Origin of the sequence: Vibrio sp. nBUS_14 (assembly GCF_051201655.1) — a bacterium.
Classification (GTDB): Bacteria; Pseudomonadota; Gammaproteobacteria; order Enterobacterales; family Vibrionaceae; genus Vibrio.
Genome location: NZ_CP179206.1, coordinates 2,329,003 through 2,347,732 on the forward strand (window position 1 = coordinate 2,329,003; position 18,730 = coordinate 2,347,732).

Sequence of the window (18,730 nt, forward strand, 5' to 3'; positions counted from 1 at the left end):
AGAAGGAGCTGGTTCACCTAAAGACTATTCAGATGGTGAAACCGTTTGAAACTCCCAATCTTTCCATACTTCTTCGACCCCAGAAGGTAGCCAGAGATTACGTCCAAGCTCCATCCATGGGGATGGGTAATGGAAGTCGCTGCCTTGGGAGGCTAATAGTTTGTATTGTATAGCATAATCCGCAAGTGTGCGTCTTTCTTGTTGTGCTTGCTGAGGTTGAGCCACTTCCATAGCGTCACCATTTGCTTCAACAAATGCAGCGAGAAGGCGTTTAACCCACTTGGCGGTAAGGCCATATCGCGCAGGGTGAGCTAATACCGCTTGACCACCAGCCGCATGAATAGCCGTGACAGCATCACTCATTGAGCACCATGTTGGCGGCACATAACCTGGATTGTTGCGCGTAAGAAACTTTTTAAACACCTGCTGCATGGTTTTCGCGTAGCCATTGTCGACTAACCATTTCGCAAAGTGTGCTCGAGTAATTGGTGCATCACCTGCAATCAACTTAACCTCTTCTAACACACCTTCACGGGTCGCTTTCTCAAGACGTTGAGCAATCATCTCTGCACGTCCGACACGGTGTTGCTTCTGTTGTTCAATTAACGCTTTCAATTCTGGTGATTCAGGATCGACGTTTAACCCAACAATATGGATATCTTTGTTTTGCCAAACGGTTGAGATCTCGATGCCGTTAATCAACTGAATAGGAAGATTGTTATCAGCAATATAGCTGCGTGCTTCTGCAAGTCCATCAGTCGTATCATGATCTGTAATCGCTAACGCTTCGATGTTAAAGCCTAGCGCTCGGTCAATCAGTTCAGGTGGAGTAAGTCGGCCATCTGAGGCTGTTGTATGACTATGTAGATCAATTCTCATATATTCTTTTTCATTGTTTTCAATTTTTATCGTTATATTTGTGTCAACGCACTTGACCTGCAAGCGCAAAACTAGTTAACTAGTACACAAATACGAAGTATCACATTTGATAGGTTCACTATGTTACAAGAATTTAACCAAAACCATAAAGATAAAGTTTTAGAACTTTCTTCAGTAGAAGCAAGTTCAGAGCTTAATTGGTGGCGCACTTGGACAAGTTCTTGGTGGGCCAACGTGTACTTCTAATTAAACAGTTTGTTTATAAAAAAGTTATCACTAAGCCCGCTTTCATAGCGGGCTTTTTAATTTGTCGAACATCTCACATTCAACTGACTAACAAATCAACGAATTGACCATATTCTAGATTGGGTGAACGTTATCTTTATGCGACTATGTACGGCAGGAAATTTAAAGAATCATAAAGGAGGTCTTGTGAACAAGGCCATTGAAATCAAAAAGCTGGGAACCATTGAGGTCATCAATTCTTCCGTTCCTTACTCGCAAGATCCAACCAGTGTTTTTCATACTCTGTGTGAAAACAAAACAGACAGTCTGTTGTTGGAATCTGCTGAGATTGAATCTAAACAGAACCTAACAAGCCTACTCCTTATCGACTCTGCTGTTCGCATCGTATGTCGCGGACATGAAGTAACCTTTCAAGCGTTGACTCAAAATGGTCAAGCGCTAATCGAACACCTAGCTCAAAACGTTAAAACAGAGATCAAATCTGACCTTACGGATAACGTATTGACGCTGACTTTTGTCGAACCAAGCAACGAATTAGACGAAGATTCACGTTTAAGAGAAGCGTCTTCATTCGATGCACTGCGTTTGGTTCAACACAGCTTTGAGCAAGACGCGGATAACAAACACGCGTTATTCATGGCTGGCCTATTCGCTTACGACATCGTGGCGAACTTTGAACCGCTAGGCGATGCTGAAGCGACCAACAACTGCCCTGACTTTGTTTTCTACGTTGCCGAGACTCTATTACGTTTCGACCACCAAGAAAACGAGGGCCTACTTCACGCGAGCTTGTTTGCTCAAGATGAAAGCATCAAAGCTCAATTAACTGAGCGCCTAGCCGACATTCAAACACAGTGTCAGTCATTGAAAGCCATCACAGAAGTTACGCCGCTCGACAACGTTGACGCAGTACCAAGCGTTTCAGATGAAGACTTCTGCCAAACGGTTCGTGATTTAAAAGAGTACGTCGTTAAAGGCGATGTGTTCCAAGTAGTTCCTTCACGCCGCTTTACGCTACCTTGCCCTGCTCCACTGGCGGCTTACAAAGAACTCAAGCAAAGTAATCCAAGCCCTTACATGTTCTACATGCAAGACGAGCTGTTTACTCTGTTTGGTGCTTCTCCAGAAAGTGCACTGAAGTACGAAACTGAAACCAACCAAATCGAAATTTACCCAATTGCTGGTACTCGTCGTCGCGGTAAACGCCCGAATGGTCAAATTGATTTCGACCTAGATAGCCGTATCGAACTTGAACTGCGTACCGACAAGAAAGAAAACGCTGAACACATGATGCTGGTAGACCTAGCACGTAACGATGTGGCACGTATTGCAGAAGCTGGCACTCGCCACGTAGCAGACTTGCTGAAAGTTGATCGCTACAGTCATGTGATGCACTTGGTTTCTCGTGTGGTTGGTCAACTACGTGAAGACTTAGATGCCCTACACGCTTACCAAGCTTGTATGAACATGGGTACGCTAACAGGCGCACCAAAAATCCGTGCAATGCAGCTTATTCGTGACGTAGAAAAAACACGTCGTGGTAGCTACGGCGGTGCAGTTGGTTACCTAACTGGTGAAGGCACGTTAGATACTTGTATCGTGATTCGCTCTGCTTACGTTGAAGATGGCGTGGCACAAGTACAAGCGGGCGCAGGTGTGGTATTCGACTCAGACCCACAAGCAGAAGCTGATGAAACTCGCGGCAAAGCTCAAGCGGTCATCTCAGCAATTCAAGCTGCACATACTAAAAACCTAACAAGTAATAAGGAGTCGTAATTATGGCTGATATTGTATTCATCGATAACTTCGACTCGTTCACATACAACCTTGTAGACCAGTTTCGTTCATTAGGTCACAGCGTAAAAATTTACCGTAACAACATTCCTGCAAAGGTCGTTGAAGCGGCGATCAACGAATTAGATAACCCGGTTGCACTGCTTTCACCCGGCCCTGGCGCTCCAGCAGATGCGGGTTGCATGCCAGAGCTGATTCAGCTGCTAAAAGGCAAAGTGCCAATGATTGGTATTTGCTTAGGCCACCAAGCGATTGTTGAAGCCTACGGTGGCACCGTTGCAGGCGCTGGCGAAATCATTCATGGTAAGGTGTCGATGATGGAACACCAAAATCATGCGACTTACCAAGGCTTACCTTCGCCGCTGGCTATCGCTCGCTACCACTCTTTAGTAGCAACGCATGTATCTGATAGCTTAACAGTGACCGCTGAAGTCGATGATTTGGTAATGTCTGTGGTTCAAGAACAAGACAAGGTTTGTGGATTCCAATTCCACCCTGAATCAATTATGACGACCTACGGTGCAACGCTTCTGGCGAACGCTATCGAATGGGCTCTTGAGAAACCTATTCATTTAGAGAAAAGCTCTCCCCTTGAGAAGACAGGAATATAGGAAACGATCATGGAACAGATTAATAAACTTTACGAACAGCAGTCTCTTACTCAAGAAGAAAGCCAACAGTTATTTGATGTGATCATCAAGGGTGAGCTAGACCCAATCTTGATGGCTTCAGCGCTGACTGCACTAAAAATCAAAGGCGAAACGCCTGATGAAATCGCTGGCGCGGCGAAAGCACTGCTTGCAAATGCAAACCCGTTCCCGCGCCCTGATTACGATTTTGCAGACATCGTAGGTACAGGTGGCGACGGTCACAACACCATTAATATCTCGACAACTTCTGCATTTGTTGCCGCAGCGTGTGGTTTAAAAGTCGCGAAGCACGGTAACCGCAGTGTATCGAGCAAATCAGGCTCTTCTGACCTACTGGATTCGTTTGGCATCAACCTAGCGATGACCGCGGAAGACACTCGTACGGCTGTCGATGAGCTTGGCGTAGCATTCCTATTTGCTCCGCAATACCACGGTGGCGTGCGTCACGCGATGCCTGTTCGTCAAACTATGAAAACACGTACTATCTTCAACATCCTTGGCCCACTGATTAACCCTGCTCGCCCTAACATCGAGCTAATGGGTGTTTACAGCAAAGAGCTAGTACGCCCTATCGCGGAAACCATGCTGCAAATGGGCATGAAGCGTGCTGCCGTTGTGCACGGTAGCGGCCTTGATGAAGTGGCTATTCATGGCGAAACCATCGTTGCTGAAATCAAAGACGGCGCAATTCACGAATACACTGTGACACCGGCAGACTTTGGTTTGAACACTCACCCTCTTGAAGCAATCAAGGGCGGCGAGCCAGAAGAGAACAAAGCCATCACAACCGATATCCTAACGGGTAAAGGCACTGAAGCCCAAGTTGGCGCAGTAGCCGTGAACGTTGCTCTATTGATGCGTCTATTTGGTCACGAAGACCTAAAAGTCAACGCACAGCAAGCAATTGACGCGATGAACTCTGGCAAAGCGTACAAGCTTGTGCAAAAGCTTGCTGCACACGCTTAACGAACGACGAATTGAGACAAAGAACATGACACAGACTACCGATAAATTGTCGACCCACGTTTCAGTCAAAGAAGCTGAAATGGCGGAAGTATTAGCAAAAATCGTTCGTGATAAATACCAATGGGTTGAAGAGCGTAAGCAAACTCAACCGTTGGACGAGTTTAAAGCAGCGTTAACCGCAACAGACCGCAGCTTTTATGATGCTCTGAGCGGTGAACAAACGGTTTTCATCACTGAATGTAAGAAGGCATCACCGTCAAAAGGTTTAATCCGTGACGAGTTTGATTTGGACTACATTGCATCGGTTTACAACCACCACGCCAACGCGATTTCAGTGCTGACAGACGAGAAGTACTTCCAAGGTGACTTTGAGTTTTTACCTAAGGTTCGCAGCATTGCTAAGCAGCCTATCCTGTGTAAAGACTTCATGGTTGATACCTACCAAGTTTACTTAGCTCGTCACTACTCAGCTGACGCAATTTTGCTAATGCTATCGGTATTAGATGACGAAGAATACAAAGCACTTGCTGACGTCGCTCACTCGCTAAATATGGGTGTACTAACCGAAGTCAGCAACGAAGAAGAACTTCATCGCGCTGTCGCTTTAAAAGCAAAAGTGATCGGTATTAATAACCGTAACCTACGTGACCTTTCGACTAATTTGAACCGTACCAAAGAGTTGGCTCCGCTGATTCGCGAACTGGCTCCAAACGCAGTCGTGATTTCAGAGTCTGGCATCTACACACATCAACAAGTTCGTGACCTTTCAACATTTGCAGATGGCTTCCTAATCGGTAGCTCTCTGATGGCTGAAAAGAACCTAGAGCTTGCGGTGCGTAAAGTGACACTCGGTGAAAACAAGGTGTGTGGTTTAACTCACTCTGACGATGCAGCAAAGGCTTATCAAGCCGGTGCAGTATTCGGTGGTCTGATTTTCGTTGAAGCATCTAAGCGTCATGTTGATATCGAAGCAGCTCGTTTAACCATGAGCGGCGCACCTTTGAACTACGTGGGTGTGTTCCAAAATCATAGCGTAACTGACGTTGCGAAAACGGTTTCTGAGCTAGGTTTATTTGCGGTGCAACTGCACGGTGATGAGTCTCAAGCATTTGTCGATGAACTAAAACAATCTCTACCTGAACACGTTGAGATTTGGAAAGCTTACGGTGTGGCTTGCAGTGCTGAAAACGGCGCTGAAAACGGCGCTGAAAACGGTGCTAAAAGCACGCTACCAGAATTACTGAAAAGCAACGTGACTCGTCACCTGCTAGATACTAAAGTGGGTTCTCAAACGGGTGGTACAGGTCAAGCGTTCGATTGGAGCCTAATCAACAACCAAAGCGCAATCATGTTGGCGGGTGGCCTAAAACCAGACAATGCTAACCAAGCCGCTAAGTTAGGTTGTTTAGGATTAGACCTAAACTCTGGTGTTGAATCGGCTCCAGGTAAAAAAGACGCAGACAAACTGCAACGCGCTTTTGCCGCGATTCGTAATTACTAGTCTGGCTTCTAGAGCTTAAGAGCTAGAACTTAAAACCTAGAGCCTAGAAACTAGAAAGCGGAAACTAAAAACATATTAGTGAGCTTTGCCTTTGCGAAGCTCAAACAAGATTAAATGACTTGGTGTGAATACACATCGATAGAATTGAAGGAATAACACAATGGCTAAACTCGATGCCTACTTCGGTGAATACGGTGGTCAATACGTACCGCAGATCCTAGTACCAGCACTAGACCAACTAGAACAAGCATTTATCGATGCACAAGCCGATCCTGAGTTCCGCAGTGAATTCATGACGCTTCTACAAGAGTACGCAGGTCGTCCAACAGCACTAACGCTGGCTCGTAACCTTACTAAAGGTACAAAAACCAAACTGTACCTAAAGCGTGAAGATCTACTTCACGGCGGCGCACACAAGACAAACCAAGTACTTGGTCAAGCGCTGCTTGCTAAACGTATGGGTAAGCAAGAAATCATCGCTGAAACAGGCGCAGGCCAACACGGCGTTGCAACTGCTCTAGCGTGTGCTCTATTAGGGCTTAAGTGTCGCGTTTACATGGGAGCAAAAGACGTTGAACGTCAAAGCCCGAACGTGTTCCGCATGAAGCTAATGGGCGCAGAGGTTATCCCTGTTCATTCAGGTTCTTCAACGCTAAAAGACGCATGTAATGAAGCGCTACGTGACTGGTCTGCAACTTACGAAGAAGCACACTACCTACTGGGTACTGCGGCTGGCCCTCACCCATTCCCAACCATCGTTCGTGATTTCCAACGCATGATTGGTGAAGAAACAAAGAACCAAATCCTAGCTCGTGAAGGTCGCCTTCCAGATGCGGTTATCGCTTGTGTCGGCGGTGGTTCAAACGCTATCGGTATGTTCGCTGACTTCATTGAAGAAGAGTCTGTTCGCCTAATCGGTGTAGAGCCTGCTGGTAAAGGTATTGATACCGACCAACACGGCGCGCCGCTTAAACACGGTAAAACGGGTATCTTCTTTGGTATGAAAGCACCATTAATGCAAGATGAGAACGGCCAAGTAGAAGAGTCTTACTCTGTTTCTGCGGGTCTAGACTTCCCATCAGTGGGTCCTCAACACGCGCACCTAAATGCCATTGGCCGTGCTGAATACGACAACGTGACCGATGACGAAGCGCTAGAAGCGTTCCAATTGATTGCACGTAAAGAAGGTATTATCGCAGCGCTAGAGTCATCTCATGCTTTGGCTCATGCAGTTAAAATGGCTCACGATGCCCCAGAAAAAGAACAGCTATTAGTGGTTAATCTATCTGGTCGTGGTGATAAAGATATCTTCTCTGTACACGACATTCTTAAAGAGAAAGGAGCATTATAATGGATCGCTATCAATCACTCTTCACTCGCTTAGCTGAAAAGAATCAGGGCGCATTTGTACCATTCTTAACGGTTGGCGATCCTAACCCTGAGCAGTCTCTTAAGATCATGGAAACGCTCGTTGATGCGGGTGCTGATGCACTTGAGCTTGGTATCCCATTCTCAGATCCACTTGCTGATGGTCCAACAATCCAAGGCGCAAACATTCGTGCTTTAGATTCTAAAGTAACGCCAGATGTGTGTTTTGATCTTATTGGTCAAATTCGCGCTAAATACCCAGGGCTGCCAATCGGCCTACTGATGTACGCGAACTTGGTTTACGCACGTGGTATCGAGAACTTCTACGAACGTTGTGCAAAAGCAGGTATCGATTCAGTATTGATTGCTGATGTACCAACCAACGAAAGCGGTGAGTTTGTTGCTGCAGCGAAGAAGTTTGGTATTCACCCAATCTTTATAGCTCCGCCAACAGCGACCGATGAAACACTTCAGTCAGTATCTGAGTTAGGTGGTGGCTACACTTACCTACTTTCTCGCTCAGGCGTAACGGGTGCAGAAACAAAAGCAAACATGCCTGTGACAGCCCTACTTGATCGTTTGAACAAGTTTGATGCGCCACCAGCACTGCTTGGTTTCGGTATATCTGCTCCTGAACAAGTGAAAGAAGCGATTGTAGCTGGCGCTGCAGGTGCTATCTCTGGCTCAGCGGTTGTGAAAATCATTGAAAACAACGTTGAACAACCAAAAGCAATGCTTAAAGCACTTGCTGAGTTTGTTACGCCAATGAAAGCGGCAACGCAGAAGTAACGGCTAGTAATATCATTGGTCATTAAATAGAACCAGCGATTCAAATACTCTAAGGCTCCACAACTGTGGAGCCTTTTTTATTGCTTTTCATTTGAGCCAATCACTCATCGGCTTTCATTGCTTTCTTGATTGCAGCCTCATTGAGCGTCGCTTTGATCGGGTCGGTTATCTTCTCCACTAGATCGATGGGCATTGGGAAGATGATGGTGGAGGTTCTTTCGTTAGCCACCTCGGTTAGCGTTTGCATATATCGCAATTGAATGGCGTTAGGCGCTTGATTCAGTACTTCGGCCGCTTCACGTAATTTGCTCGATGCTTCTAACTCACCTGTCGCATGTATTACCTTGGCTCGACGAGAGCGTTCCGCCTCGGCTTGTTTAGCAAGAGCACGCACCATACTGTCATCCAGATCAACATGCTTGATCTCGACATTGGCAATCTTGATCCCCCAGTTATCGGTGTGTTGATCCAAGATAGCTTGTAAGTCTCTATTGAGTTCTTCACGCTCAGACAACAGCTCATCCAATTCATTCTGACCGAGAACCGAACGAAGTGTTGTTTGTGACAGTTGGCTGGTCGCTTCAAGATAGTTCTCAACGTTGTTGATCGCCATCTTCGGATCCAGCACTCGGAAATACACCACGGCATTTACCTTGACCGACACGTTATCGCGTGTGATCAAATCTTGTGTTGGTACATCCAAAACGATAGTTCGTAGATCCACTCGCACGATTTGTTGGATAAAAGGAATGATGATAATTAACCCCGGCCCTTTCACACCGTAAAAGCGCCCGAGGAAAAACACCACTGCACGCTCGTACTCGCGCAGCACTCTGAACATGCTGGCTATCAACAAGATAACGAGCACAATAACAATACCTATAGTGTGTATAAACATAACCGCCCCCTAATGGTAACGATGGCTAAGCAATTAATAACCCAATCAAGTTTGTACTAGCACCCCACGCTAACAGTCCGTGCTAGACAGATTTCGATGATGTATCATCGGGCAACGCTTCAACATCCAAAGAGAGCCCAGTCAACTTGGTGACTCTGATGATCTGCCCCGCTTGCAGTTCACTCGCGCATTTGGCTTGCCAGATCTCACCTTCGACCAATACTCGACCGGCTCCAGGGAAACCGCTTACCACTTTGCCTGTGTCGCCAACAACCGCTTCCATCCCCGTAGTCACTGGCTTGCTTCTCACTCGGACTAGCATTGAAATTGTTACGACGATAAAGGCGACAGAGAACAAACTGATTCCAATAATTAACGGTAATGCGATTTGGTAACCCGGAACCTCAGTGTCCATCAGCATGATTGAGCCCAATGTAAATGCGGCAACGCCACCCAAACCGAAAATACCAAAGCTTGGGCTAAAGGCCTCTGCCACCATTAAGGCAATTCCCAATAGAATTAAGGCAAGGCCCGCGTAGCTCACTGGCAGCATTTGCAAGGAATACATGGCGAGTAGCAAGCAAATACCCCCTAAGACACCCGGTAAACCAACGCCGGGGTTATAGAACTCAAGAAGCAAGCCATAGATACCGATGAGCATCAGAATGTAGGCGACATTTGGATTTGTGATCACCGAAAGCAGGCTTAAGCGCCAATCTTGCTCTCGCTCGACAAAAGCCACCTCACTGAGCTGAATTTCCTGACTGACACCATTGATTGTGATGGTGCGTCTATTACTCAACTCAACCAATTGCTGTAGGTCGCTCGCGATGAAATCAATCACATTAAGCGTGAGCGCATTGTCCGAATCCAAGCTTGCTGCTTCTCTTACCGCCTTCTCTGCCCACTCTTCATTACGATTTTGTAGCTTAGCCAAACTTACGATATAAGCCGCTGCATCATTAATGACTTTCTTTTCCATCGCGGTGGTGGCTTTCACCTGATCAGAGTTTTGTGGCTCTTGAGTACTTTCATTGGCCGTAGAAGTGTCGTCGTCTTTGTTGGTATCATCTTGAGGGGATAAAGGATTTGAAGGCGCTTTACCACCACCGAGAGAAACAGGGGTAGCTGCACCTAAGTTGGTACCAGGGGCCATCGAAGCAATGTGGCTGGCTAGCAAGATATACGTCCCCGCGCTCGCAGCACGTGAGCCAGCCGGCCCCACCCATGTAGCGACAGGAATAGGCGATGTCGTTATCGCTCTAATGATGTCTCGCATCGACGTATCTAAACCGCCGGGCGTGTTCATTTTCAATATGATGAGCTTAGCTTGCTCATCATGAGCTTGTTCTATCTCTCTGGTGAGGTAGTCACTCGTTGCCGGTCCAATAACACCATTAATCTCAATAACCCAAACATCATCAGCCTGAGCTAAGGCAGAACTAAAGAGCAGAAGAAACGCAAATAAGCACTTTGATATAAAAGTCATGCACCTTCTCCTTACAACTGAGATGCTAGATTGACGTTTTATTCAAGCGTAGAAGTAACATCTTGGTAATAAATAGATACCTTAAGCATAGTTCAGGCTAAATTTAGCACAACCAACATCTCATCTTACCCCTCCCAGTTTTGTATAAAAAGCACTCGCCAATTAAGAATAAATGTTAATAAAGATGAGTTAACAGAATTCCACCAAAAGCATTCACAAAACCACACCGATCAAACCTTTTATAAATTAAACAAATAACGTATCAGCCAAAAACAAAAAGCAAACGTTTGCCCTGGTATAAAAAACACCTCATAGCGATTCAGCTCCGGTTTTTAAGAGACTTTCACCTCCGCTCATATTGATAAATGTAAAGGATACGTGTAAAACTCTTCGCGAAATATTTATCCAATGGTACATCGTACATTGGTGAGTAATTCTGGGATTTTTATATTTAGTAGCACAGAGGTTATGGAAGTGTTAAAAGAAAAGAGTTTATTAAGCAACATCGGCATTCAAGTCGTTATTGCAATGATCATCGGGACCGTAGTCGGCGCGATGATGGGTGACAGCGCAACAATGTTCGCTCCACTGGGTGCTATCTTCATCAACTTGATCAAGATGCTGGTTATTCCTCTAGTCGCGGTTGCCCTAATTTCAGGTGCTGCTGGTCTAGGTAATAGCTCATCGGCAGGTAAAGTCGGTATCACTACACTGGGTTACTTTGCACTAACGTCTGCACTTGCTGTAGCACTAGCGCTTGTAATGGGTGAAGTTTTCGAACCGGGTCGTGGTATCGATGTTTCTGGCGTTGAAGGCATGTTCTCTTCAGAATACGCTGCGAAAGGCGAGCTTCCAACGTTCTGGGCAACCATCACTGGCATGATCCCTACCAACGTTTTCCAATCATTGAATGAAGCAAACATTCTGCAAATTCTCGTTTTCTGCTTGTTCTTTGGTATTGCGATTTCTAAACAAGCAAAAGAGAAGCGTGACCCTATCATCAACGGTGTAAATGCTATCGTTGACGCTATGGTATGGATGATCAACAAAGTTATGATCATTGCACCACTTGGCGTATTCGGCCTAATGGCTGAAGCTGTAGGTACGTTTGGTTTTGGCGCGCTTATGGTTGTGTTCAAACTGTTCGTTGTTTACATCGCTGCGATTCTTATCTTCGGCTTTGTTGCTTACCCACTGATGATTCAAATCTTCACTAAGACTTCAGCTAAGAAGTTCCTAGTTGCAATGAAGAAACCTCAAGCGGTTGCACTATCAACAGCATCTTCAATGGCGACACTACCAGTAACAATGGAAACAGTAGAGAAAGAACTTGGTGTTCGTAACTCTACCGCTTCATTCGTTCTGCCTTTGGGCGCGACGATCAACATGTCTGGTAACGCAATCTACTACGGCCTAGTGGCTATCTTCTTCGCACAACTGTTCAACATCGACCTTTCTATGGGCGCTTACGTTGCTATCATCGTAACCTCTACGCTAGGTGCTGTTGGTCAAGCGGGAGTTCCGGGTCCTTCTTTCCTAGTGGTTGCCGTTCTTCTAGCCGCTGGTATCCCTATTGAAGGTCTACCTCTGCTGTTCGCTCTAGACCGTATCTTCGACATGATTCGTACTGCTCTAAACATCACTGGTGATGCAGCATGTGCAGTAATCGTTGATTCTCTAATCAAAGACGAAGAACAAGAAGCTGAGCTACAAAAGCAGCAAGCTTAAAGACTAAACGCTAAGTTGATGGTTGATGGTTGATGGTTGATGGTTGATTATTGATTGAATTGATACCACTGACATAAACGAAAAAATCCGAGAGCTTCACAGCCCTTGGATTTTTCGTTTTTAGTGATTTAGTTTTAGGCGTTAGACGAATTACAAATCAGCACCATAAATATCAAACGTGCACTACTTAACAGCAATTTTGTCGTAAGTACCGTTGGCTCTGATCTCTTCAATCGCGTTGTTGAATTGTTTCGCCAGTTTTGAATCCTGCTTTCTTAACGCTAATGCCGTGCCTTTGTCAATGTAGGCTTTGTCGGTCACTGCTTTGCCTTTGAATTCAAAATCCTCTCCTTCTTTCTTGTCTAAGAAAGCGAGTGACAGTTGACCGGAGTTACCAAACGTTAGATCTAAACGACCATTCTGCATATCAAGATAGACTTCGTCTTGTCCTGTGTAACGATCGTGAATCGTACCTTGCTGCACACCAATATTTTTACCCGCTAGGCCGGCCTCATCAATGCTAAATTCTGCGCTCTTAGCCGCAACAAACACAGCTGGTGTTTGGTAATACTTATCTGTGAACAAGATTTTGCGCTTACGCTCTTCGGTAATACGCATCGAAGCCAAGCCAACAATCGATTGTTAGCCAACTCTTGTTCAACGAACAAGTCGCGCCAGTCTGCCAAGCACAAAGTATTAAACCCAGTCACCTTGCCAGCGGTTCCTCTTCTCTAATCAAGCCACACAAGCTTGCTCAATACACATGGCTACACGCCAATAACGAACAAAGTGATTGGCTAGTCGGTTAGAGGTTAGCGGCTATCAAATTGCCAATTGAAAAACATTAAAGCTTCATTCATTAGTCATAATGAAAATTTCACCATTATCAAAATAAAACTATTTTGCGCCAACTACGTATTGGTTTTTAAAGAATAGAACGTACATTCCTGTAACTAGGGCGTGTTGATCTTTGCTGTACATTCCGTGTTCAACAATACATCGGTAGCCACATTAACATGAATGCCAGTGATAACATGCTGGCATAATTCCTTTCTAGCTTGTCATATCTACTTGAAATAGCTCGATAATGCTTAATTCTCCCAAAGGCATTTTCGACCAAGTGACGATACTTGTATAGACACCAATCCATACTGTCTTTGTCTATATCTTGTCCGTAATTGCGTTTAGCAATTACTGTTTCTCCGCCACGTTCCTTAACAAAAGTACGGAAAGGTTCGCTGTCATATCCTTTATCACAAACGATGGTATTAACTTCATCGAGTTGCTCAACTAAGCTTTCGGCATGCACTATATCGTGGCGTTGTCCCTCTGATAAATCAAAGCAAATCGGCAGGCCACCACTATCTACAGCTAAGTGAATTTTGGTTGAGTTGCCCCCGCGACTTTTTCCTATTTGCTCTGAACTTTCAGTAGCTGCACCTGTACTATGCTGATGCGCTCTAACTATAGAGCCATCAAGAAATACCCATTCAAAGTCAGCCATGCTAGATAAGCTTTTGAAAAGATTATCTAAAATCCCTTTCTTTGACCAAAGATTAAATCGTCTGTAAACGGTACTCCACTCTCCGAACTCAGAGGGTAGATCTCGCCAAGGAATACCTGTTCTCATTCGATAAAGTATTCCTTCAAATGTCATTCGATGTTCAGTTTTATCGTAAATACGACCTGTACTTTTCATAACTTGGAGTAGCAGTTCCCAGCGAATATCAGTTAGCATTGTTCTTGGCATGGTATTGGTTATGGTTTTACTTTTGGCGAAGCAAATTATAACTCTTTACCATGCTGTTCAAAAAACACTCACGAAAGATCAACACGCCCTAGTTGAAAAGAAAATTAATTCGACTTTTTATCTCAGAAACTCTATTCCAACGAACAAAATGGCATTCTAATTGCTTTGTCATAGATGACCCAACCAATATGCAGTAGATTGCAACCATATAACTGCAGCTTGTCACCGAGGATAGGCTATGACCTTACAAAGACATACATACTACGGCTTAATTCACCATGGAATTAAGACCTTACTAATCGATAGAATTGGTCACTTCACTGAGCGTGAGTACCACGAGTACCTTGACCTGACGACGGGCAAGTCGACTTGTTTTGCGATGAGTGAGCAAGAGCTTGAAAATACCTTGGACAGTCTGAAGAGTGAGGGCTATCTTGAGGACATCAAGAAATTGATCCCCCGATACCAAACATCGTCCATGCAGTAACAGGAGTTACACACCATTAGTTTTGCAGTCAATTGTCTCGGGCTATTTAGCATCGAGGCAATTTTGGTTAGACTGTCTGCAACTCAACTAACTGGATACTCAGTGCCACATGAAGCAAATCCTTGATTTCATTCCTCTCATCATTTTCTTTGCGCTGTATAAGATGTACGACATCTACACAGCTACAGGCGCATTGATTGTTGCTTCCGCAGTACAAATCGTTTTGACGTACATTATCTACAAGAAAGTAGAGAAAATGCAGATCATCACATTCTTGATGGTTGCCGTATTTGGTGGCATGACCATCTTTTTGCATGATGACAACTTCATAAAATGGAAAGTAACCATCGTTTATGCGCTATTCGCTATCGGCCTGACTGTCAGTCACCTAATGGGAAAATCAGCGATTAAAGGCATGTTGGGTAAAGAGATCTCTCTTCCTGAAACGGTATGGGGCAAGATCAACTGGGCTTGGGCTCTGTTCTTCACATTGTGTGCGATCCTCAATGTTTACGTTGCTTTTAACCTACCATTGGATGTGTGGGTCAACTTCAAAGTGTTTGGCCTACTGATCGCTACTTTTGCATTTACCTTGCTAACGAGGGTTTATATTTATAAGCATTTACCAAAAGATCAGCAGAAAGAGTTAACGGATAAAAATACCGACGAGAAATAACCCTTAGGGATGAGTCCTCACCCCCTTTTTGATACAATTATTATTAATATGCAATTTAACAGTGGCCAATGATACTCGTGATCATTGGCCACTGATTGTTTGGGTTCGGTAAATACGTTAAAAATACGACCACCACGAGTCACATAAACACATCTATTTTAATTCAAAACAATCAATACCATTAAGAGTACAACAATGACTATTCAATCAACTTTGAACCCGATTGGTTCTTTACTTCTTCGCACCTTGGCAATGCCCTCTGATACCAATGCAGCAGGTCAAATATTCGGTGGTTGGATAATGTCTCAACTGGATCTGGCTGGCGGCATACTTGCGAAAGAAATCTCAAACGGAAAAATAGTCACCGTGTCAGTATCAAGCATCGAATTCAAACAGCCAGTGTCGGTTGGCGATGTGGTCTGTGTTTATGGCGACTGCACCAATATTGGCCGCAGCTCGATGAATATCGACCTAGAGGTATGGGTTAAGCCGGTACTTGATCACGGCATAGGCGATCGTTACAAGGTATGTGGCGCGACATTCAACTACGTTGCTGTTGACGAAAGCGGTAAACCTCGCCCAATCAACAAATAGTCCTTCGACGACCTTATCTATCTCAAAGGTCTTTAGTCATTTCGATTAAAAATGCTAAAGATCTTCTCACTCTGCCGCACCATTTCACAATTTCTTATCATTAGCTCTTCCAATACCCATTAGTTCGCGTAAATTAGCCAGATAAATAATTTAATCGCTCTAATTCAGTGAAGTAACATAAGGATATCTCAACATGTGGTACGTGATTTTTTCTCAAGACGTCGAAAACTCATTAGAAAAACGCCTAAGTGTTCGCCCACAACATCTAGAACGCCTACAAACACTTCACGATGAAGGTCGACTTCTAACAGCAGGTCCAATGCCAGCTATCGATTCAGATAACCCTGGTGAAGCGGGTTTCACTGGTTCTACTGTAATTGCTGAGTTCAACTCTTTAGAAGACGCACAAGCATGGGCTGACGCAGACCCGTACATTGATGCTGGTGTCTACCAAAATGTCATCGTAAAACCATTCAAGAAAGTATTTTAACGTGAAAAAATGGATTATTGGCTCACTAGCGCTGGCTCTGCTTGCAGGCTGTGCTTCAAGTGAGCAAGACCAACAAAGACAACTCGAGATGATGGCGCAGCACCGTGCTGGCGTTTTATCAGCAGGCCTACCAATTGAGTATGGTCCACTGTCAGTGATGCGAGTACTCGCAAAAAACACCGTGATTGAAATCATGATGATCTACAACCAAGACGCTAAAGGTGCGAAGCCTTTAAAACAAGTTGTCGATATGAGTTTGAATAGCTACTGCACTAATTCAGAAGTAAGAGCAAACCTAGACATGGGCTTGGCTTACAACATCAAAATTCGTAACACTCGCGGACAATTGATGGTTGAGAAGCTGATCAGCAAAGATACATGCCAGAGCAGCAGCTAGATTTGATATTCGAACAAGCATTAAACAAAAAGGCCTCGCATTTGCGAGGCCTTTTTTGTGGTTCATCGTGGATTAGAGCGTAATCAAACCCCAGTGTTAGTTATGCTTAAGCTTCTGTGGCTTCCCACTCTTTACGCAGTGTCTTAGTCGCCGACACAAGGTTTTCTGCAAAATATTCCACCATGTCATTACGCTCAGCTTCACCATGGACAAGCACATCTAAATCAAGGGCTTGACCGCATCCGAAATGTGGCCTTTGAATTTGCATAGGCTTGTACATTCCAGTTACGATTTCTTAGCTCGCTACCAATCTGCTTAAGCTCAGATTGGTCGATTTCACCGCGCCAGTATTTCTCGAGCGTGAATTTAAGTTCGCGTTTTTCACCAATGCGTGGGTAGCCAATAATATGCGTTGTTGTCGTCATGAGTCTGTTCCTTATCCGATAATTTTAATTTCCGGTCAGACTGCCTTTGATGATGTCACTCTCCCATAAAGGCGTCTGGATGACTAAACTATCGCCTTGATCCGATCTATGGACAACGTCAAATATTCATCTTGTTTATTAATAATATTCATCTTGAATAAACCAAAGATGAGTAGTTTAAATCCATCTGGACATCTAGACGTTTACAAAAGATCAAAAACACCGTAGGGTGATTATTAAGAAATATTGAATTGGCTTAGGGAATATGAGGAATACTCATGATAGAGCTTAAACACCTTCGAACATTGACCACCTTGAGAGACAGTGGCTCGCTTACAGCCACTGCGACCTCTCTTCATCTGACTCAGTCGGCGCTTTCTCACCAATTGAAAGACCTTGAGGCTCGCATTGGCGGTCAGCTTTTCCTTCGTAAAACTAAGCCCGTAAAATTCACCTCTGAAGGTGAGATCTTGCTTAAGCTCGCAGATGAGATACAACCAAGAATCGCTAAAGCGGAGAACGAACTCGCGAGTCTGAAAGAGGATGTGAATGGTCGATTGCACATGGCGATCGAATGTCACTCCTGCTTCCAATGGTTAATGCCAGCTTTGAAGGAGTACCAAGTTGCCTGGCCAAGCGTGACGCTCGATTTCTCATCAGGCTTTGGCTTTGAACCTCTGCCGGCTTTGATGGCTGGAGAATTGGACTTGGTGATCACCTCAGACATTCAGCCGCGTTCAGAGGTCCACTATGAGCCACTTTTCGATTTCGAAATGCGTTTGATCACCGCCATTAACTCACCTTTAGCAGAAAAGCCAAGCATAGAACCACAAGATCTTAGCGATATCACGATGCTCTCTTATCCTGTTCAAAAACAGCGTCTTGATGTTGTGAAGCACTTTTTACAACCGGCAGGCATAGAGCCGAAGAAATGGAAACAGGCAGATAACACATTAATGTTGGTACAAATGGTATCAGCCGGTCTAGGGGTTGCAGCCTTACCAAATTGGGCGATCAGTGAATTTTCGAGACAAGGGTTAATTGCCAGTAAACCATTAGGTAAAGGGCTGTCAAGACGACTGTTTGCGGCGGTAAGAAACTCTGAGAAAGACAAGCCTTACCTAAAAGCTTTCTTTAGCACTGCAAGGCAGCAGAGTAAGAGTCACTTAGATGGGATTGAGGTCGTTTAACGGTATTGATTGTTAAGTTAAATGAGCCTGCGTTCCACCTTAGATGCAAGCTTAAAAAGTAAGCGCCAGATACAAAAAAGTCACAGATAATCTGTGACTTTTTTCTCAGCATCAATTCAGTATTAACTAGCGTGGACGATACTTAATTGAATACGAGCGATGATGCGCCAATTCAAGCTTATCTTGGATAAGACTTGAACTGATTAGTCAGTGGATCGTATTGATAGCCAAGTATATCCAGCTTACCGACGACACTTTCTATATCCATTTCATACATGCTGACCAACTCTTCAAAGCTATCACATTCCAAACGAAGCTTTTCGTTGACGATCCCGAGCAAAATAATGCTATCGAAACTTTTAACGTTGCTTAAATCCATCCTGAACTCCTAACGAACACACGATTAGAATTAA

General features: G+C 44.6%; 20 protein-coding genes, 3 pseudogenes and 1 other annotated feature. Of the genes and pseudogenes, 15 read left to right on the plus strand and 8 right to left on the minus strand.

Annotation, left to right across the window (positions count from 1 at the left end):
• Window positions 1–24: 24 nt before the first annotated feature.
• On the minus strand, window positions 25–879 hold the full coding sequence (rnm, locus tag ACMAZD_RS10880) for an RNase RNM (RefSeq protein WP_009848752.1): 855 nt from the start codon (window positions 877–879) through the stop codon (window positions 25–27).
• A 120-nt stretch (window positions 880–999) separates the two neighbouring features.
• Here rnm and ACMAZD_RS10885 point away from each other — a divergent pair, with 120 nt between their 5' ends.
• From ACMAZD_RS10885 to trpA, 7 genes are all read left to right on the plus strand, one after another.
• On the plus strand, window positions 1,000–1,125 hold the full coding sequence (locus ACMAZD_RS10885) for a trp operon leader peptide (protein WP_009848753.1): 126 nt from the start codon (window positions 1,000–1,002) through the stop codon (window positions 1,123–1,125).
• Window positions 1,072–1,186, plus strand: a sequence feature (Trp leader region). (Overlaps the previous gene by 54 nt.)
• Window positions 1,187–1,311: 125 nt before the next feature.
• Complete coding sequence (locus ACMAZD_RS10890; RefSeq protein ID WP_122046347.1) at window positions 1,312–2,901, plus strand: anthranilate synthase component 1; 1,590 nt, start codon at window positions 1,312–1,314, stop codon at window positions 2,899–2,901.
• Between the two features lie 2 nt (window positions 2,902–2,903).
• Window positions 2,904–3,530, plus strand: coding sequence for an aminodeoxychorismate/anthranilate synthase component II (locus tag ACMAZD_RS10895; protein WP_017108377.1), 627 nt, complete (start codon window positions 2,904–2,906; stop codon window positions 3,528–3,530).
• Window positions 3,531–3,539: 9 nt separating this feature from the next.
• Window positions 3,540–4,535 carry an anthranilate phosphoribosyltransferase gene (trpD, locus tag ACMAZD_RS10900; RefSeq protein ID WP_435247230.1) on the plus strand — a complete coding sequence of 332 codons (996 nt, stop codon included), beginning with the start codon at window positions 3,540–3,542 and terminating at the stop codon, window positions 4,533–4,535.
• Window positions 4,536–4,560: 25 nt separating this feature from the next.
• A complete protein-coding gene (gene trpCF, locus ACMAZD_RS10905) occupies window positions 4,561–6,036 on the plus strand; it encodes a bifunctional indole-3-glycerol-phosphate synthase TrpC/phosphoribosylanthranilate isomerase TrpF (protein ID WP_435247231.1) in 1,476 nt (491 codons plus the stop codon).
• 160 nt (window positions 6,037–6,196) lie between these two features.
• Complete coding sequence (gene trpB / locus ACMAZD_RS10910) at window positions 6,197–7,387, plus strand: tryptophan synthase subunit beta (protein ID WP_435247232.1); 1,191 nt, start codon at window positions 6,197–6,199, stop codon at window positions 7,385–7,387.
• A complete protein-coding gene (trpA, locus tag ACMAZD_RS10915; protein ID WP_435247233.1) occupies window positions 7,387–8,193 on the plus strand; it encodes a tryptophan synthase subunit alpha in 807 nt (268 codons plus the stop codon). The genes trpB and trpA overlap by 1 nt, the downstream gene beginning before the upstream one ends.
• Window positions 8,194–8,293: 100 nt before the next feature.
• Here the strand turns inward: trpA and ACMAZD_RS10920 are convergent, their stop codons facing one another.
• Together ACMAZD_RS10920 and ACMAZD_RS10925 are read right to left on the minus strand one after the other, a co-directional pair.
• The gene (locus ACMAZD_RS10920; protein ID WP_435247234.1) at window positions 8,294–9,091 is read right to left on the minus strand and encodes a slipin family protein; all 798 of its coding nucleotides are present in this window, start codon (window positions 9,089–9,091) and stop codon (window positions 8,294–8,296) included.
• Between the two features lie 82 nt (window positions 9,092–9,173).
• Window positions 9,174–10,580, minus strand: a complete 1,407-nt coding sequence (locus ACMAZD_RS10925; protein WP_435247235.1) for an NfeD family protein — start codon at window positions 10,578–10,580, stop codon at window positions 9,174–9,176.
• A 468-nt stretch (window positions 10,581–11,048) separates the two neighbouring features.
• Between ACMAZD_RS10925 and ACMAZD_RS10930 the strand changes: the two genes are divergently transcribed.
• Complete coding sequence (locus tag ACMAZD_RS10930; protein ID WP_435247236.1) at window positions 11,049–12,308, plus strand: dicarboxylate/amino acid:cation symporter; 1,260 nt, start codon at window positions 11,049–11,051, stop codon at window positions 12,306–12,308.
• A gap of 183 nt (window positions 12,309–12,491) precedes the next feature.
• On the opposite strand, the pseudogene ACMAZD_RS10935 reads toward ACMAZD_RS10930, so the two are convergent.
• A pseudogene (locus ACMAZD_RS10935) lies at window positions 12,492–12,950 on the minus strand (transporter substrate-binding domain-containing protein); the annotation flags it as partial.
• On the opposite strand from ACMAZD_RS10935, the pseudogene ACMAZD_RS10940 reads away from it, so the two are divergent.
• Window positions 12,920–13,105 (plus strand): annotated as a pseudogene (locus ACMAZD_RS10940) (transcriptional regulator); the annotation flags it as partial. The pseudogenes ACMAZD_RS10935 and ACMAZD_RS10940 overlap by 31 nt on opposite strands.
• Window positions 13,106–13,296: 191 nt before the next feature.
• Here the strand turns inward: ACMAZD_RS10940 and ACMAZD_RS10945 are convergent.
• Complete coding sequence (locus tag ACMAZD_RS10945) at window positions 13,297–14,058, minus strand: IS5 family transposase (protein WP_102276546.1); 762 nt, start codon at window positions 14,056–14,058, stop codon at window positions 13,297–13,299.
• A 238-nt stretch (window positions 14,059–14,296) separates the two neighbouring features.
• On the opposite strand from ACMAZD_RS10945, the gene ACMAZD_RS10950 reads away from it, so the two are divergent.
• The 5 genes from ACMAZD_RS10950 (at window position 14,297) to ACMAZD_RS10970 (ending at window position 16,702) form a co-directional block, all read left to right on the plus strand.
• The gene (locus ACMAZD_RS10950; protein WP_435247237.1) at window positions 14,297–14,545 is read left to right on the plus strand and encodes a hypothetical protein; all 249 of its coding nucleotides are present in this window, start codon (window positions 14,297–14,299) and stop codon (window positions 14,543–14,545) included.
• A 109-nt stretch (window positions 14,546–14,654) separates the two neighbouring features.
• Entirely contained in the window at window positions 14,655–15,221 is a 567-nt protein-coding gene (locus ACMAZD_RS10955; protein ID WP_435247238.1) for a septation protein A, read from the plus strand.
• 195 nt (window positions 15,222–15,416) lie between these two features.
• A complete protein-coding gene (yciA, locus tag ACMAZD_RS10960) occupies window positions 15,417–15,815 on the plus strand; it encodes an acyl-CoA thioester hydrolase YciA (RefSeq protein WP_435247239.1) in 399 nt (132 codons plus the stop codon).
• A gap of 193 nt (window positions 15,816–16,008) precedes the next feature.
• A complete protein-coding gene (locus tag ACMAZD_RS10965; protein WP_004741234.1) occupies window positions 16,009–16,305 on the plus strand; it encodes a YciI family protein in 297 nt (98 codons plus the stop codon).
• A gap of 1 nt (window position 16,306) precedes the next feature.
• Complete coding sequence (locus tag ACMAZD_RS10970; RefSeq protein WP_435247240.1) at window positions 16,307–16,702, plus strand: GspS/AspS pilotin family protein; 396 nt, start codon at window positions 16,307–16,309, stop codon at window positions 16,700–16,702.
• A gap of 106 nt (window positions 16,703–16,808) precedes the next feature.
• Here ACMAZD_RS10970 and ACMAZD_RS10975 read toward each other — a convergent pair whose 3' ends face one another.
• Window positions 16,809–16,919, minus strand: coding sequence for a hypothetical protein (locus ACMAZD_RS10975; RefSeq protein ID WP_435247241.1), 111 nt, complete (start codon window positions 16,917–16,919; stop codon window positions 16,809–16,811).
• A gap of 43 nt (window positions 16,920–16,962) precedes the next feature.
• Window positions 16,963–17,127 (minus strand): annotated as a pseudogene (locus ACMAZD_RS10980) (hypothetical protein); the annotation flags it as partial.
• Between the two features lie 278 nt (window positions 17,128–17,405).
• On the opposite strand from ACMAZD_RS10980, the gene ACMAZD_RS10985 reads away from it, so the two are divergent.
• Window positions 17,406–18,317: a LysR substrate-binding domain-containing protein gene (locus tag ACMAZD_RS10985; RefSeq protein WP_435247242.1), complete on the plus strand. Its 912-nt coding sequence runs from the start codon at window positions 17,406–17,408 to the stop codon at window positions 18,315–18,317.
• 178 nt (window positions 18,318–18,495) lie between these two features.
• Here ACMAZD_RS10985 and ACMAZD_RS10990 read toward each other — a convergent pair whose 3' ends face one another.
• On the minus strand, window positions 18,496–18,696 hold the full coding sequence (locus tag ACMAZD_RS10990) for a DUF4250 domain-containing protein (RefSeq protein ID WP_435247243.1): 201 nt from the start codon (window positions 18,694–18,696) through the stop codon (window positions 18,496–18,498).
• Window positions 18,697–18,730 lie beyond the last annotated feature (34 nt).

Coding starts and splice junctions, on each gene's coding strand:
- rnm (WP_009848752.1), bottom strand. CDS start 879: ATGAGAATTGATCTACATAGTCATACAACAGCCTCAGATGGCCGACTT.
- ACMAZD_RS10885 (WP_009848753.1), top strand. CDS start 1,000: ATGTTACAAGAATTTAACCAAAACCATAAAGATAAAGTTTTAGAACTT.
- ACMAZD_RS10895 (WP_017108377.1), top strand. CDS start 2,904: ATGGCTGATATTGTATTCATCGATAACTTCGACTCGTTCACATACAAC.
- trpD (WP_435247230.1), top strand. CDS start 3,540: ATGGAACAGATTAATAAACTTTACGAACAGCAGTCTCTTACTCAAGAA.
- trpCF (WP_435247231.1), top strand. CDS start 4,561: ATGACACAGACTACCGATAAATTGTCGACCCACGTTTCAGTCAAAGAA.
- trpB (WP_435247232.1), top strand. CDS start 6,197: ATGGCTAAACTCGATGCCTACTTCGGTGAATACGGTGGTCAATACGTA.
- trpA (WP_435247233.1), top strand. CDS start 7,387: ATGGATCGCTATCAATCACTCTTCACTCGCTTAGCTGAAAAGAATCAG.
- ACMAZD_RS10920 (WP_435247234.1), bottom strand. CDS start 9,091: ATGTTTATACACACTATAGGTATTGTTATTGTGCTCGTTATCTTGTTG.
- ACMAZD_RS10925 (WP_435247235.1), bottom strand. CDS start 10,580: ATGACTTTTATATCAAAGTGCTTATTTGCGTTTCTTCTGCTCTTTAGT.
- ACMAZD_RS10930 (WP_435247236.1), top strand. CDS start 11,049: ATGGAAGTGTTAAAAGAAAAGAGTTTATTAAGCAACATCGGCATTCAA.
- ACMAZD_RS10945 (WP_102276546.1), bottom strand. CDS start 14,058: ATGCCAAGAACAATGCTAACTGATATTCGCTGGGAACTGCTACTCCAA.
- ACMAZD_RS10950 (WP_435247237.1), top strand. CDS start 14,297: ATGACCTTACAAAGACATACATACTACGGCTTAATTCACCATGGAATT.
- ACMAZD_RS10955 (WP_435247238.1), top strand. CDS start 14,655: ATGAAGCAAATCCTTGATTTCATTCCTCTCATCATTTTCTTTGCGCTG.
- yciA (WP_435247239.1), top strand. CDS start 15,417: ATGACTATTCAATCAACTTTGAACCCGATTGGTTCTTTACTTCTTCGC.
- ACMAZD_RS10965 (WP_004741234.1), top strand. CDS start 16,009: ATGTGGTACGTGATTTTTTCTCAAGACGTCGAAAACTCATTAGAAAAA.
- ACMAZD_RS10985 (WP_435247242.1), top strand. CDS start 17,406: ATGATAGAGCTTAAACACCTTCGAACATTGACCACCTTGAGAGACAGT.
- ACMAZD_RS10990 (WP_435247243.1), bottom strand. CDS start 18,696: ATGGATTTAAGCAACGTTAAAAGTTTCGATAGCATTATTTTGCTCGGG.